Raw genomic sequence first — 15,980 nt, forward strand, 5'->3', positions numbered from 1 at the left:
CTCAGGACAGCCGGACGGGCAGGGCCGCGAGGCTGCGTACGGTCAGGTGCGGCCGGTAGGGTGGCGGGTCCGCGGCCAGGGTGAGCCCCGGGGCACGCTGGATGAGTGCCCGCAGGGCGATCCGTGCCTCCAGCCGGGCGAGCGGCGCGCCGAGGCAGTAGTGGATGCCCAGCCCGAAACCGAGGTGCCGGTGCGCGGGAGCGGCGCCGGCGTAGCGGGTGATGTCGAAACGGTCCGGATCCGTGAAGACGTCCGGGTCCCGCTGGGCCGCCGCGCTCAGGATGACGATGATCTCGCCCTGGCGGAACGCGTGCCCGGCGATCTCGGTGTCCCGCAGGGCGAGCCGGCCGACGAGCTGGATGGGCGGGTCGTAGCGCAACGTCTCGTCGATGGCGGAGGGTATGAGGTCGAGATCCGCACGTAGCAGGGCGAGCTGGTCGGGGTTGCGCAGCAGCGCCAGGACGGCGTTGCCGATCAGGTTGACCGTTGTCTCGTAGCCGGCGACCAGCAGCAGGGCGCACAGTTCCAGCAGTTCACTCTCGCTGAGCACGTCGCCCTGGTCCTGCACCGCCACGAGTTCGCTGAGCAGGTCACCGGCCGGGCGGGCTCGGCGCCGCGCGATCAGCTCGGTGAAGTAGGCGTCGAACTCGCGGGAGGACGTCCGGCGCCGGGCCAGCTCGTCGGGGGTGAGCAGGTAGTCCGGGTCGATCCCGCGGGTGAGGTCGTTGGCCCAGCCCCGGAAGGTCTGCTCGTCCCGCGCCGGCACGCCCAGCAGGTCACAGATGACGCGCAGCGGGAGCGGGCGGGCCAGCGTGTCGATCAGGTCGATCTCGCCTCCCCGCGCGAGCGCTGCGTCGATCAACGTGTCGACCAGGGAGGTGACCCGTGGCTGGAAGGCGGCGACCACCCGGGGAGTGAACGCCTTGCTGACCAGCCCGCGCAGCCGGGTGTGGCTGGGCGGGTTCATCCGCAGGAAGGATCGCAGCCCGCCGTCCAGCGCGTCGGCGCGACGCCACGCGTTGGTCCCCGACTCGCCGCGTCCCCAGGCCGCTTCCGACAGGGCGGTCACGCAGTCGGGGTAGCGCGTCAGCACGGTGGCCTGGCCATCTCCCAGGGGGACGCGGTAGAAGGGATCCGCCGCGCGCAGGGCGCGATAGCTCGGATAGGGGTCGGCCCGGCGAGCCGGATCGAAGGCGCCGAACGCCAGCGGTGCGGCGGGAGCGTCCGATGCCGAGGCGGAACTCATGACCGGGTCCCCTCCTTGTCGTGGTCGTCCCAGTGGCCGGGCATGACAGCCGCCGGCTCGCCGGGGCCGTCCACACCACGCCTTTCGCGATTCACCTGTGCCTTTGCGCGGGCCGGGGGGTGTCGCCCGTGCCCTCGCGCGGGCCGGGTGATGCCGCCGGATAGAAGAATGCCGGGACGGTATTACTCTCCGATGAATCGGTGCTGAACCGATGCCGGCGGGAACCGCACGAACCGGTGATTCGGCATGTAGGCGAGCCGTCAACGAAGCGTCGATAGCCAGCGGAAACGACGTGACCGGAAATTGGAAAAAATGCGTGAAGAACAGCCGGACGAATGCTGGCCGGCAACCGTGGACGGGCCTGCCGCGCGGGCGGGGCCCGGCGAAACCGGCCGCCGGCGAGGCCGGAACGCCGTGCGGCAGACGTGCGGCAGACGCGTGACAGCCCGGGCGCACGACCACGCGATGCCGGTGCGCCCGGGAGGACGAGACGACGGGAGCCGGGGAGCGTCAGCCCGGGCCGGGGGCCGTGCGCTCCCTCGGGCCGAAGGTTGCCTGCTCGCTCATCCAGGTCAGGTCGGGTACCCGGACTCGCAGCCGGTCCGCTATCTCCTCGACGGCCAGACCCCGGCCGATCGCCTCCTGGATCGCCAGGCCATGAACGGTACGCAGACGCACCCGCTGAGGATGATCGTTCCAGAGTAGATCGTGAGCGACCGCTGCGCGCTCGACCGGGTCGGAGATCGCGATAATTTCGTCGAAGAGCAGCACAACGCACATGGTCCTGCGATCGTGACCAGCCAGCAAGGGCACGCCGTGCCCGGATGGGCACGATCGCGGCCGTCCGGACGCTACCTTCCGAAGGTCCGGACGCGACGGGCCGAGAGCGGGACGCGCCGGAGCCGTTCCGGGTCGGGCCGACCGACCCGCGCGATCCACAGCGGCCGTTCGGCCACGGCCGAGGTGAGTGCCAGGACCGACCCGAGCGTGGTCGGGCAGTCGATGAGGTGGGACTGCGGGTGCGCGGCCAGCCCCTGGCGGGTCAGCGTCAGCCACAGGCGTTGGACGAGCCGTCCGAACTCCACCTCACCGGCTGCGTCAGTGCCTGCCGGGACCAGCAGCACCAGCACCGGGCCGCCGCCCCGGAACGGTCTGGCCTGCCCCTGGGCCAACGCGTTGCGCAGGCCGTGACGGCGCGGTTGCGGGTGCCTGCGGCGCAGCGCCGTCCGCAGCCCCCACACCTCGACCCGGGTGAGGGCCAGCGCGACGTCGCTGAGGCCGTCGCGTTGATAGTCGGGGTGCCGGCTGCTCAGCCGTGACCACTGCCGCAGCTCGGCCAGGATGTCCCGGTTCGCGACGAACCAGCGGCTGGCTTCCAGCAGCAGTGGGTACAGGACGGCGGAGTCCAGCGTGACCAGCCGTCCACCGGCGGCGGCGGTGAGCGCGACGAGTTCGTCGGTGACCTCCGGCGGCAGCGGCTCGTCGGCCCAGCGTCCGCGCCAGGTGCGCCGCGCGACGACGTCCGCCACGGTGAACGGGGTGAGCGCTGGTTCGGGCGCGGCCACCAGTCTGCCGACGCGGCGGCCGGCCGCGTCGTGGTCGGCGACGAAGCGGGCCGCCACTCCTTCGGCGCCGCAGACGACCAGGCAGGACTCGACGAACGCGCCGAGCAACAGGCGCAGGTCACGGCGGACGGGGTCGCTGGGGCCGAGTTCGTACCGGCCGTCCCAGCCCACTTCGACCGTGTCCATGGCGCCGGACGGGTAGCGCAGCGCCCACGGCTGGCAGTTGTGGGCGTTGGGAGCGCGGTGGAACAGCGGTTCCAGGGCGCGCAGCTGGTCGGTGAACCGACTGCCATGATCGAAAATGGCGTCGGCCACGCTGGCCTGGCCCGTGCCGGCCAGATCGGGAAGCACCTGCTGGGGAGCGGGACGGGTGGCGTGGGAAGCGCCGTCCACGTCGTGCTCCGTGGCCGTGTGGTCGCGGATGCCGCCGCGGTTGTGGCTGGCCTCCGGTGGCCAGGACACCGGTCGGCCCCGGTCACCGGACGGTCGTGCGAGCGTCGAGACAGGGACAAAACGGATGATCAGGAGGCCGAGCAGAACGCCGATCAGGGCATCGAGCAGGACGTCGGGGAAGAAGGCGGGGCCGGTGGCGAGGGTGAAGAGCCCGATCGCCGACATCCCGCAGACCAGGAAGGTGGTGACGGCCACGACGAGGACGAGCGTGGTGGCGCTGATGATCCGTCCGCCGCGGAAAAGGCCGCCGATGACAGCACGCCTCACGACGCTCCCCGCCGTCCCCGCCGGCTCGGCCGTTCCAGACGGCTCGGCCGGCGCGGTGGTGGCTGTCGTGCGCGGGACGGGCGACGTCGTGACCGCCGGGGCGTCCGCCAGCGTTGGCCCGGCGCGGCGGACGGCACTCATCCGGCGTCCACCAGCTGGGACGACACGGCGGTGTTCAGCTCGCCCGCCAGCGTCTCGACGGTCCACGCGATCTGTTCGGGGGTGTGCTCGCTGGTGATGAAGAAACGCAGCCGGGACAGGCGCTCCTCGACCGCCGGATACATGATCGGATTGACGCTGATTCCGCGCTCGAACAGCGTGTTGGCCAGCTGGACGCTACGTATCGAGTCGCCGACGATGCACGGGATGATCGGAGTCCCGGCACTCGTCCCGGTGTTCAGGCCGGCCTCGCGGGCCAGGCGCAGGAACAGGGCCGAGTTGTCGCGCAGCCGGGCCAGCCGGGCCGGCTCCCCCCGCATGACCCGCAGCGCGGCCAGCGCCGCGGCCGTGTTCGGGGGCGTCAGGCCGGCGCTGTAGACGAAGCCCGGCAGCGTGTACCGCAGGTAGCCCACCAGGGCCCGGCGGCCGGCGACATACCCGCCGCAGCTGGCCAGCGACTTCGACAGGGTGCCCATCCACACGTCGACACCGCCGCGGTCCACATCGAAGTGCTCGCCCACCCCACCGCCGGCCGCGCCGATCACGCCGATGCTGTGTGCCTCGTCGACCATCAGCAGCGCGCCGTGGCGGTTGCGCACCTGGATCAGTTCGGGCAGGTCCGCGATGTCACCGTCCATGCTGTAGACGCCTTCGACGACGATCAGCACCCGGCGGAAGCGATGGCGTACCTGCGCGAGCAGTCCGTCGAGAGCCGCGACGTCGTTGTGCGGGAACGGCCGGCGGGTCGCTCCGGACAGCCGGGCCCCCTGCAGGATGCTGTCGTGGGCCAGCGCGTCATGGACGATCAGGTCGTCGGGCCCGACGAGGTGGCCGATCGTCGTGACGTTGGTGGCGTGCCCGCTGACCAGGACGACGCAGTCCTCCACGCCGATCAGGGTGGCGAGCTCCGCCTCCAGTTCGCGGTGCGGCGGCCGGTCGCCGGAGAGGATGCGGGCGGCCGAGACGGAGGAGCCGTAACGGTCCACCGACTCGCTGACCGCCGCGTTGACCTCCGAGTGTCCGGACAGGCCCAGGTAGTTGTAGGTCGAGAAGCTCACCAGCTCCCGGCCGGCCACGACCGTGCGGTCACGGACGTTCCCCTCGTGCAGCAGGAAGTACGGGCTGCGCAGGCCGAGCCGGCCGCCGAGCTCATGGCGTTCGCGCAGCGCCACCACTTCGGGGAAGGACGTGACGTCGGTGGCGGCGCTGTCGGGGCCCGGGTGCGCTCGAGAGCCGTCCGTCCGGTGGTGGCCGGCCCCGTTGCCGGCGGTGTCGAGCAGCCCGTTTCCCGTGCCCCGCGGGTGCGGTTGGGCTGCGGGGCCGTGAGAGTTCCGCGGCCGCGCGTCGATACCAGCCCCGATACCAGCCCCGATGCCGGTCCCGAGGCCGGCCTGATCGGAGCCGGCCGTTTCGGACGAGCCCCGGGCCGGCGGGCCGGCCGTCTCCGGGAGAAGGCCCGCGGATCCGGCGCGTCGGGCCAGCACGGTTACCAGATCACCGACCGTGGTGATCCCGGCGATGTCCTCGGTGCGCACGGTCAGGCCCGGCCAGCGGCGTCCCAGCGCGTTCACCAGGTCGGTCATCATGATCGAGTCGAAGCCCAGATCCCCCACGAAGGCGTGGTCCTCATGGATGTGGCTCTCCGGATAGGCGCTCAGCCCGGAGATGGCTTCGATCACCTGCGCCCGCAGTACGTCCCGGCCGCGGGCCGGTGCGACCACCACCGTGGTGGGCACCAGGCTCGCGGCCGGGTCGTGTCCGCCCGGCGGGACGAGCGACTGCGGGAGCGCTCCGGTGTCGCCCGCTGCCGCTGGCACGTCAGGTGCCGGCTGCCGCGGTGTGGCTGCCTCGGACAGGCTGACGCTCGTCCGCGGTGCTCCGGCCGCCGGACCGGACAGGGTCCGCAGCAGGTCGAGCTGCTTGTCGAGGAGCCTGATGACGTTGTCCATATGTGACTCCGGAGAGTAAGCGATCGTGTTGGCGTCGCGGGAGGCGGAAAGCGGGACCTCGCCCCGCCGGGGCCGCGCGGCGGCTCGCTCCCCGTCGGGGGCGGGCCGGTAGGCCGCGACGAGGTTCCCGGCGCCGCCGACACGCCTCTGGGTGGCGGCCGGTGCCATCCGGACGGGCTCGTTGCCGGTGGACCCGGCACCTGCGGAGCCGGTGCTCGCGGTTGCGTCGCCTACGGCCTGGTCGTCCGCTGTGGGCGCGTCCGGCCCGGTGCCGCGCTGCCCGGGTACGGCGACCGATCCGGTGCCGCGCCTGGCCGGGGCGGTGGCCGGCTCGCTGTACGGCCTGGCGGGCCCGGCCGGCGAGCCGGCGGCGTTGATACGTATCGAATAGGCGCTGGTGGCCAACGGTGAGGGAGGCAGGGTCACCAGCTCCCGCTCGCCGGGGCCGAACAGCGGCAGGATGTCGAGCGGGACGCCCAGGCAGGCCAGCTGGCCGAGGCCGGCGAGCAGCGTGCGGCCGTCGTCGGGCTGGCTCGCGGTCAGGGCCACGTACCTGGCCTGGACCGATCCGGCCAGCGACCGGTGCGCCATGGACAGTAGCGAGTCGCCCCCGAACGCCTGGACGAAGATCCGTGCGCCCGCCGCGGCCGCGTCACGGACCGCGTCCATGAAGCGCACCGGAGCCGAGCAGTGCCGTGCCCACAGCGCCCGCAGCTCCCGCGGGTCGTCGCATCGGTGCCCGCTGACCGAGGAGGCAATGATCGTTTTCGGGGCCTGGATGGGCAGGGCCGCCAGCGTGTTCGCCATCCGGGCGTCCGCCTCGGCCACCAGTGGGGAGTGGAAGGCGTGCGAGACCCGCAGCTGTCTGGTCGTGATGCCCTCGGCGGCGGCGCGTTCGCAAAGCCGCTCCAGCGCGTCCAGCCGGCCGCTGGCGACAAGCTGCGACGGATGGTTGACGCAGCCGAGCCACACCCCGTCGATGCCGGCGGCGAGCCGGTGGAACGTCGTCTCACCGGTGTGGACCGCGAGCATGCCGCCGTGCCACGCGGGCTGCGCGCCGGCGACGGCCGCGCCCCGTTCAGCCAGGAAGCGCAGGGCGTCGGCCGGGTCCACGGCACCGGCGGTCACCGCCGCCGGCAGCTCCCCGACGCTGTGGCCGACGCAGACGTCCGGCCGCAGCCCACAGTGCGTCAGCAGTTCACCGACCGCGATTCCCAGCGCCCCGAGCACAGGCTGGCAGATCTCGGTCGCGGTCAGAGCCGTCTCGGCCGTCTCGGCTGCCTCGGCCGCCCGCTGGTCGGCGTCCGGGTGCGGGTCCCACACGAGATCGGCCAGCGAACGGCCGAGCAACGGGCGCAGGACGCCGTCCGACGCGTCGGCCCGCGCGGCGAAGCCGGCGAACCGTCCGTACAGGTCGGCGAGCATGCCCGGCCGCTGGGCCCCCTGCCCGGGGAACATCAGGGCGCTGCGGCGGTCCGCCTCGGGCAGCGGGGCGGACGTGGCGTACCCGCCGTCCGGCAGCTCGCCGAGGCGGCCGGCCCGCAGCCGGGCCGCGGCCTCGGTGAGCTGCCGGCACAGCTGGGCGCGGGAGGCCGCGACCAGGCTCAGCCGGGCCGGGAGCAGTTCACGGGTGGCGAGGGTGTGGGAGAGCGCGGCCGGCGTGATCGTCGGGTCGGCCTCCACCGTGTCCCGGACGGCTTCGGCGTGGCTGGCGAGCAACTCCACCGAGCTCGCGGACAGCAACAGCAGCCATGGCCTCCGTGGCGGGGTGTCCGATCGTGCCGGACCGTCCGCCCGGCGCCGCGCCCGGTCCAGGATCACGTGCACGTTGGTGCCGCCGAAGCCGAACGAACTGATCGCGCCCCGGCGGGGCCGCTCCTCGGTGTCCGTCCACATCCGGGGCCGGGTCGGGACGCGCAGCCCGGCCTCGGCCAGCGGCAGGGCCGGGTCGGGCCGGGTCTCCGGTTGCGGCGGGACGACCCCGTGATATAGCGCGAGCGCCATCTTCACCAGGCTCGCCGCCCCGGCCGCCGCCAGGGTGTGGCCGATGAGGGCCTTGGTCGAGAGCAGGTCGCACGGCTCGGCCGTGGGGTCGCCCGCGCGCAGGTCCCGCAGCGCGGCGATCTCGGTCCGGTCGCCGACGGTGGTCCCCGTGCCGTGGGCCTCGATCACGGTCACGGTGCCCGGGGCCACCCCGGCGTCGGCGTAGGCGGCCCGCAGCGCGGCGAGCTGCCCGTGGACGCTCGGTGTCATCGGGCCGGCGGCGCGGCCGTCGTTGGTGATGCCGATGCCACGGATCACCGCGTACACCCGGTCGCCGTCGGCCAGCGCGTCCGCGAGGGGGCGCAGGACGGCGACCCCGCCGCCCTCGCCGAGAACGAACCCGTCGGCGCGCTCGTCGAAGGGGCGGCACACCCCGCTCGGCGAGAGCGCCCCCACCCGGGAGAAGGAGATCAGCGCGTCCGGGGTCAGGTTGAGGAAGACCCCGCCGACCAGGGCGACCCGGCACACTCCGGTGCGCAGCGCGAGGACCGCTTCATGCAGCGCCACCGGCACGGACGAGCAGGCGGAGTCGATGGCGAACGCGGGACCGCCGAGATCGAACACGCTGCTGATCGTCCCGGCCGCCATGTTGAGCAGGCAGCCCGTCAGGGTGTACGCCTGCAGTGGGGCGATGCCCGCGTCCGCGGCCCGCTCGACCGCGGCGAGCAGGTCCGGATCGGCTTCGCCGCCGTGCAGCGAACCGTTCGCGAGCAGGCTCGCCCGCACCCGGGCGCCGGCCAGCTCCCGATAGTCGGACTGGCTGATGCCCACGTAGACGCCGGTACGCGCCCGGTCGAACGGGCGGCGTTCCAGGCCCGCGTCCTGGAGCGCCTCACGGGCGAGGTGGACCAGCAGCCGCTGCTGCGGGTCCATCGCCCGGGCGCGCCGCGGTGGGATCCGATAGTGCGCTGCCGCGAACCGGTCGACGTCGTCGACGAAGGCGACCCGGTCGGTATAGGCCCGATGCGGGCTTCGTGGATTCAGCGGGTCGTAGAAGGTCCGGTGAATCCATCGGCTGTCCGGCACCTCGTGAAATTGTGGATCCGCTTCCTGGATCAGGCGCCAGAATTCGCCTAGGCTGGCCGCGCCCGGAAAACGAGCCGAAAGCCCGACTATCGCAACGTCCGTCACGAGCGATCCCCCCGATGGTCGATTGGTGCAAGGTACCGATCTGGATGTTGTGGCATGGTCCGGGCGTGCCCGCGGGCGGCGATCGCGGGAGACCTGTCGGGCATGGTTGGTCATGATTTGGCCGCCGTTGCCCGGCAGTCCTCGCCGGTGGTGTTTCTTCGGACCCTCCGCCGCTTTCGTGCGCCAGTTCATATTCGGTTGGTATTTTGGTGTCGTTATGTTTTCATATGCTGTTGGCAGTATGTTCTGGTCGGCGTCCTGCCCGGTTCCCCGGCCGGCCCGGGAACGATCCCGCCAGCGCCGTCCGACAAGGCGGTGGTGTGCCGGGCCGCGTCGTTCCGCCACCTCCCGTCCCGGCGCGCTGCGTTCAGCTCCGCGGGCCTCGGCCGAAGAGGCCTGCGCACGCCGGCTGGAACAGCCCGTTTACTTTGTATCGCTCCTGGAAGACAGTCGAGGGATTGTGGTTCGACCGGCGGGTCGTCCGCGATGGCCGGCGGGGTGGACACGTCGGCCGGGTGGATATGGATGTGGGCGCGTCACATTTTGTCGGTGCCGATGCCGTCCCCCGCCCGAGCCCCGCCGCCCCACCGCCGCCGGTGGGCGCGTGCGGGCGCGTCCGGACAGCCCGGGGCCTCGGTCGTGAAGAGTTCCGTCGCCTCCTGGTCAAGTGGCCGTCCGTCCACATGGCCGAGGCCGAGATGCCGTTTGGTGAGGTACCTCCGTACTTGTACGGTGTCCGCCCGCGGGACCCACGCCAAGATGGATCTGTAGGCGTCGTAGGTGCCCCTGGGCGACTTCCGTGCTTCCCGTCCACGGGCGGTTCCTCGGACAGGTCGTGTATATGGCGCATCGGACGCCGCTGCGTAGCGGGCCGAAGGTGGCGTGGTCATGTTTTCCGCGCTGCCGGCGGCTCGGCCGTACGGACCCGCCAAGAGGCGTGAAGCGCGCCATCTGATCGTTCTGGACCGAGGAGATTGGGAATGAGTCATGTGAAGTTCGCCACCCGCGACGGTACTCCCTGGGTACCTCAGTACATCGTGGCGTTGGACGGGAAGAAATGTATCGGCTGTGGTCGCTGCTACAAGGTCTGCGCCCAGGGTGTGCTCCGGCTGATGGGTGTGAACGACGAGGGTGAACTGGTCGATCCCTTCGACGACGACGAGGACATCGAGCGCAAGATAATGATCATCGATGCCGCCGGCCAGTGCATTGGCTGCAATGCCTGCATCCGGGTGTGCGGTCCGCGCTGCCAGACCTACGCGCCGGCCGAGGTGGCCTGACTCACCGGTATTTCTGTTCCGCCGTTCCGCCGTTTCCGTTTCGTACGGTTGTGTCCCGGCTGGCTCCCGCGGTGACGCCGGACCGCCCGCCGGCCGGAACACGAGGATCATTCGACCCGCTCCGGACGGCGCCCGGGAACCCGGATCCTCCGATCCGGGTCTCCCATATTGGCTCCCGGCTCTCCCGGTCCTCCTGGATTTTCCGGATTTCTGACGTCCGAGCGCGACAGCGGTCTCGAACGTCGAAGATGCGCCGGCGAAGGGCTGCCGCGTCGTCCCCGGGCCCGCCGGCGCAACCCGGGACTATTCTGGTACCACCAGGCCAACGGCTGCCCACTGGCCAGGTGGCGCGACACGACGACGTCACGACCCTCGGTAGGCGCCGACAAACCGGTCAGCGGCGGTGCGCGGGTCCTGATCCGGATCTTCTGGTCGGCGTATCGGTCGCGGGTGGTGCCACCTCCGGTACTGTGCGCCTATCTGTGTCTCCGCGGCCGACCGGGGACCGTACGATCATGGTTTTTCGCGTGACCGGCAGCCAGAATCCATCAGTAACAACCAAAGATCAACAGATCATGGTTTTCGCGCTGCCGTTGACCTGTTGGACGAGCTTCGAGGAGGGGACAGGACGAAACGCGGTGGATACACCGATAGTCTGCGTGTCTGCGGCACTGTGACGGTGAGCGCAGGGGAGCGGCGTTCGCCGCGACACATGGGCGGAAGAACCATGGTTGCGGAGGGCGAGAGCTCGGACATGCGTGAGGAGCGAGCCATTGGCTGGCCGGGACGTCGACTACGATCGCCCGATTCTGCTGGGCTGTGGGCGATGCGACGTGCAGTGGACGGCGTTGACCGCCGCCCATTGCCCGGGCTGCCACGAGACCTTCGCGGGAGTGGGCACCGGGTTCGACGCCCACCGCGTCGACGGCCGGTGCGTCCCGCCCGCGCAGGTGGGCCTACGCCTTGACGGCGGATACTGGGTGGCCGCTGGCGAGCGCGCCCCAGGAAAGATCCTGAGGGCGCCGCATCACTCCGGGATCCGCCAGGCCGGCTGACCGTCGAGGGCCGGGGAGCGATGGCCGGGACCGGCGGCCCGGACAGCCCCCGCGTGATCGTGCCGCGTGGCCGGCCGTCATGCGTCGACCCGTATCCACACCTGGCCGTTGTCCACCCGCAGGGGCAGCTGCGTCAGCTGCGCGCCCGGGGAGTTCAGACAGGCGCCGGAGCGCGCGTCGTAACAGAATCCGTGCCGCGGACAGGTGAGAGTGCCCGTGGCCGGATCGAGCTGCGCCACGTTGATCGGCAGGCCCTGGTGGGCGCAGATGTCGCGATAGGCGATGAGCTGGCCGTCGAGGCTGATGACCACGATGTCGGCCTTGACGCCGTCGGCCCGCTCGAGATGCAGCGCCGTGATCGGCCGCTCGCCGAGGCCTACCGCCGTCCCGACCGCCACCCACCCGCCGTCGCGGTTACGCACCGGGCCCAGCGGGATCAGCGTCGGGGGCGGGTCACCCGCCAGCATCACCACGCGCGCGATCGACCCGACACCGCCGATCAGAGCCTCCTTGACGACTTCACGCAGTGTGACCCCAGCCAGCGCACGGCTGTTGCAGGTGCCGCTGACCCGCAAGAACGCGGTGTCCCCGTCCACCCGGACCAGCTCCGCGTCCCCGCCGTGCGCCCGCAGGTACGGGCGGACCTTCTCCAGCGCGCGCAGCGACTCGGTCACCGGCGTGGGCTGGAGGATCCCGTGCACGGAGAAGAGCAGGCGCACCACGGGATCGTCCGCGAGCTCGAACAGCAGCTCCCGGCCGCGGGGATCCTCGCGCAGCCGGCGGACGATCGCGTTGATCCCGCTGCCGTGCAGAGCCTCGACGGCGTGCCGCAGTTGCTCGGCCCGCCGCCGGGCCGCCGGCTCCAGCTCCCGGACGCCGGTCGCCGCCTCGTCGAGGGCCTCTGACAGCGCCTCGAGGCCGGGGCCGGGTTCGTTCCACGTCGGCCCGGTCGGCCGGGCGTCACTCATCGCTGGGCTCCTTGTCCGTCTCCCCCGGGTCAGACCGCACCGTTGATCACGAACTTGCTGAGTTCCCGGCCGGTCCGCCCGTCGTAGGCGTGCACGGTGCACACCAGGCAGGAGTCGAAGCTGCGGGCCACATGCCCGAGTTCCACCGGGTCCTCGGCGTCGGCGACCGGTGTACCGACCAGGGCCTGCTCGATCGGGCCGGGCGTCTGCGAGCCGTCCCGCGGGCCGATGTTCCACGCGGTCGGCGTGACCACCTGGTAGTTCGCGATCTTTCCGTCCTCGATGACGATCCAGTCGGCCAGCGACCCGCGGGCGGCCTCGGTGGCCCCGAAACCGCGGCCCTCGGCGGGCTCGGCCGGTTTGGTGTAGAAGCTCTCCCGCAGGTCGAGCTGGTCGAGCCACTGCCGCGTCCACTGGTAGTACCTGGCGGCCTCGTGCATCCGGGCGAGCTGGCGGACCAGCACCGACGGCCCGATCCGGGCGATGATGTCGGTGAACAGCGGGTCGTCGTCCTGGTGGGCGGCGGCGCCGGGGGCGCCGGCGACTATCCGGCGGGCCAGTGGGCCGGCCTCCATCGGGACGTATCCCTGTCCCGACAGGTGGTAGCGCGGCGCTTTCGCCCAGCTGTACTTGCCCTGTTCACGCCCTCGCTGCGGGTCGAGCGGCCGGGTCTCGCCGTCGAACGGGTGGCGGGCCTGCGTCCCCTCGTAGAAGGAGTGGGTGACGTCCTCGCGGATCCACCTCTGGTCGAAGGTGAAGAACTCGCCGTTGGAACAGATCCCCGAGCGGGCGATCAGGGCGGCGTTGCGCCCCTCGATGGTCGGCTCCGCGTAGAGATCGGGGTGGAAGTAGGTGCCGGTGGCCAGGTAGTTGCCGACCCCGCCGCCGTAGGTGTCCAGGCCGATGTCACGGCTGTAGCGGATGAAGAAGCCGCAGTCGCTGTCGTGCTGGGAGTCGTTCTCCTCGACCCAGGCGAGCACGTCGTCCCAGGTGCGGTTGGCCAGCCAGCGCTCGACCGAGCAGCCGAGCCAGTACTTCTCCAGCCAGTTGTGCTTCCAGTGTTCCAGGATGGCGATCGACCGGGTGACGTCGGAGAGGGTGGGGGCGCCCATGACACCCCCGGGCACCATGAAGCTGGAATGCGGCCACTGCCCGCCGAGGATCGCGTACACCTCGGTCGGCTTGCCGGACAGGACGACCCCCGGGGCGTAGCTGGTGCCGGTGTACGGGGCGAACCGCCGGACGGCCTCGTCGTAGAGCGGCGAGCGCGCGTACTTCCTGTTCGTCAGGTCGATCGCGAACAGCGCGTAGAAGTAGCGCGGGATGCTCTGCAACGTCTCGCACGCCTGCGCGATGTTGCGGACCAGCGTGGCGTTGGGCGGTATCCGGGTGCCCCACGCCACGTCCAGGGCATACGCGGCCTTGTACAGGTGGCTGCCACCGCAGATGCCGCAGATGCGTGGGGTCACGATCAGGCCGGCCCGGGGGTCCTTGCCCCGAAGGATGATCTCGAAGCCCCGGAACATCGCCGCCTGGGTCCAGGCGGAGGTCACCACGCCGTCGCTGACCGCCACTCGGACGTCCAGATCGCCCTCGACCCGGCCCATCGGGCTGACGTTGAGATCGACGGTGGTCATCGGTGTCCTTCTTCCATTCGGCGCGCTTGCGTTCGGCGGCGTCCAGCCGGCGTCCGTCCACTTCGGCTGGCATGGTTCGGCCCGGCGGTGGGCGTTCCAGCCGGCATGGCTCCCGCCTGTGACGGGAAGCCGGGGCGGGCAACGGGGGCAGGCAACGGGGCAGGCGGAGCGGGGCAGGTCGTCAGACGACGAACGTGTCCTTCTTCGACCAGTCCGGGGCGGCGATCTTCGCGATCGCGGACTGGGCCAGGTAGGTGAGGTGACGGGTGCCCTCCGGGATCTCCCGGGGGATGACGCCGACGGCCTTGCGGGTCTGGAAGACCGTCCCCGGCTCAAGGTCGAAGAACGGGAACTCCGGCTCGGTGCACCCGATGCACGGCACGCCCGCGCGGGTCTTGGACGACTGGCCGTTCCACAGGATGCGGTTGCACGGCGAGTGGGTCATCGGGCCGCGGCAGCCGAGCTCGTAGAACAGGCAGCCCGTGCGGGTGCCCTCCCCGAACGTGGTGGTGGACTGCTTGTACTCGAAGAACTCCGTCCGGGTGCATCCGGTGTGTGTGAAGCTGGTGAAGAACGTCCGCGGCCGCTGGAGCTCGTCCAGGTCGATGTCGGCGGCCCGGCCGGTCGCCAGCGCGACGAGGATCTGGGAGATCCAGTCCGGATGGGCCGGGCAGCCCGGGATGTTGACTACCGGCAGCCCGCCGCGCGAGCGGAACTCCGCGCCGAGGAAGCCGCCGCGCTCGCGCTTGTGGAACTGCAGGCCGGTCGAGGAGGTCGGGTTGGGCGCCGTCGCCGCGATCCCGCCCCAGCAGGCGCAGTCCCCGACCGCGACCACGGTCCGGGCCGTTCCCGCCAGGTCGATCACCCAGTCCTTCATGGGACGGTCGGCGAACATGTCGTAGCGGCCGGTGCCCTCCGGCCCCTCGATCACAGAGCCCTCGAACACCAGGACGTCCACCGGTGTCTCGCCGCTGGCGCAGGCCCGCAGCAGCTTCCGCGCGTGAGTCCCCGACTCCAGGGCGAGGGAGGGATGCCAGAGCAGCTCGAGCCCGAAGCTGGTGACGAGGTCGACGACGTTCGGCTCGTCGGCGTTCAGGAAGGACATGGTGTTCCCGCCGCACGCCCCTCCATGCAGCCACAGCACGGACGGCATCGGTCCTCCTCTCGGGTAACCCCGGGCGGGGTTACATGATCGTTCCCCCGGGTGGTCCGGGGACGGGGCCTGCCGCGACCCGACTCGGCCTGGCCGCTGATCGGGCCAGGCCGAGTCCGGCTTTCCGGTCGGTTTCCGAGCCGGCGGTGAGCAGCCCCGAGCGCGGAAGAAAGGCGATCGCGCCACCGCGGCTCCATCGCCATGATCCCATGGTGTCGACGGCCCGCCCTTGCCAGAACCTGGACGTATGACCGCCATCACGTAATGATCATTTATCGGCTGTCCGGGTGAGTGGGTGGTCGGAGGACCGCGTTTTCGCGTCCGGTTCCGGTTCCCGACCGGAGCGGCGATGCCGATCCCAGAGCTTCGGTGGGCCCGGTGCCCGGATCGCCGGCGCCCCGGCGACAGCCCGACGGTGGCGTGGACCGAGCGCCCGCCCGCATGGCCCGACCACGTCATGATCGTGGCCATGCTCACGCGGGCCCGATGGCGGCGCGGGCCGGGCCTTCCAGCGTGTCGTCGACAGAGGTCTGTGACAGGCCAGCGACAGGCCTGTCACAGACCTGTCGCTCGTGTAGAGCCTGCCTGATGGGCCGTGGCGCCCGCTGGAATCGGCCCAGGGGGTGTCCGCCGCGCCGCGGGCGCTGGTTCGGCAGTCAGTTTCTGGACATTTTCGTCCGTGGCTCCCGTGGCGCCCGGTTTGATATCGCGGTGGACACTTCCACCGGCGTCCGTGTGGGCCACCGGAATTCATCCGGAGTGGCGACCGTGGCGCGTCGCGTCCTGGGAGGAACGCTACCGAAGCGGCCGGCACGGCGTACCGAACGGGCGTTTCACGCTGTTTTCGGCGGGCGAACAATCATATTACCAGTGACATTACCGGTGGCTGGTGACGGACGGGCCTGATACGGCCCGGGGCCGCCGTTCAGGAAAGAAGCACCGATTTTCACCCTGTGTCACGGCGGACGTGTGCTGCTGTAATCATCGAGGTCGAACGTTTGCGATGTCCTCATGTCGGTCGGCTGTCACCAGCCGGGAGAAGCGCATTGATTGAAAGCTTTCCCGGACACGTCC

General features: G+C 71.3%; 9 protein-coding genes. 2 read left to right on the forward strand and 7 right to left on the reverse strand.

Annotated elements, in window-relative coordinates:
• Window position 1 precedes the first annotated feature (1 nt).
• From FSYMDG_RS02020 to FSYMDG_RS02035, 4 genes are all read right to left on the reverse strand, one after another.
• Window positions 2-1,246: a cytochrome P450 gene (locus tag FSYMDG_RS02020; RefSeq protein WP_013871960.1), complete on the reverse strand. Its 1,245-nt coding sequence runs from the start codon at window positions 1,244-1,246 to the stop codon at window positions 2-4.
• A gap of 510 nt (window positions 1,247-1,756) precedes the next feature.
• Entirely contained in the window at window positions 1,757-2,026 is a 270-nt protein-coding gene (locus tag FSYMDG_RS02025) for a hypothetical protein (RefSeq protein WP_013871961.1), read from the reverse strand.
• A gap of 71 nt (window positions 2,027-2,097) precedes the next feature.
• Window positions 2,098-3,672 carry a hypothetical protein gene (locus FSYMDG_RS22525; RefSeq protein WP_013871962.1) on the reverse strand — a complete coding sequence of 525 codons (1,575 nt, stop codon included), beginning with the start codon at window positions 3,670-3,672 and terminating at the stop codon, window positions 2,098-2,100.
• A complete protein-coding gene (locus tag FSYMDG_RS02035; protein WP_013871963.1) occupies window positions 3,669-8,813 on the reverse strand; it encodes a type I polyketide synthase in 5,145 nt (1,714 codons plus the stop codon). Before FSYMDG_RS02035 ends, FSYMDG_RS22525 begins: the two co-directional genes overlap by 4 nt.
• A 980-nt stretch (window positions 8,814-9,793) precedes the next feature.
• Here FSYMDG_RS02035 and fdxB point away from each other — a divergent pair.
• Window positions 9,794-10,093, forward strand: coding sequence for a ferredoxin III, nif-specific (fdxB, locus tag FSYMDG_RS02045; RefSeq protein ID WP_013871965.1), 300 nt, complete (start codon window positions 9,794-9,796; stop codon window positions 10,091-10,093).
• A 773-nt stretch (window positions 10,094-10,866) separates the two neighbouring features.
• Window positions 10,867-11,148: an FDXHR family putative zinc-binding protein gene (locus tag FSYMDG_RS02050; RefSeq protein WP_013871966.1), complete on the forward strand. Its 282-nt coding sequence runs from the start codon at window positions 10,867-10,869 to the stop codon at window positions 11,146-11,148.
• A 77-nt stretch (window positions 11,149-11,225) separates the two neighbouring features.
• On the opposite strand, the gene FSYMDG_RS02055 is transcribed toward FSYMDG_RS02050, so the two are convergent.
• From FSYMDG_RS02055 to FSYMDG_RS02065, 3 genes are all read right to left on the reverse strand, one after another.
• Window positions 11,226-12,116: a NifU family protein gene (locus tag FSYMDG_RS02055; protein WP_013871967.1), complete on the reverse strand. Its 891-nt coding sequence runs from the start codon at window positions 12,114-12,116 to the stop codon at window positions 11,226-11,228.
• Window positions 12,117-12,145: 29 nt separating this feature from the next.
• A complete protein-coding gene (locus FSYMDG_RS02060) occupies window positions 12,146-13,753 on the reverse strand; it encodes a nickel-dependent hydrogenase large subunit (protein WP_013871968.1) in 1,608 nt (535 codons plus the stop codon).
• 181 nt (window positions 13,754-13,934) lie between these two features.
• Window positions 13,935-14,906 carry a hydrogenase gene (locus FSYMDG_RS02065; RefSeq protein WP_013871969.1) on the reverse strand — a complete coding sequence of 324 codons (972 nt, stop codon included), beginning with the start codon at window positions 14,904-14,906 and terminating at the stop codon, window positions 13,935-13,937.
• Window positions 14,907-15,980 lie beyond the last annotated feature (1,074 nt).

It is taken from the genome of Candidatus Protofrankia datiscae, from assembly GCF_000177615.2.
In the GTDB taxonomy this organism is placed as follows: Bacteria; Actinomycetota; Actinomycetes; order Frankiales; family Frankiaceae; genus Protofrankia; species Protofrankia coriariae.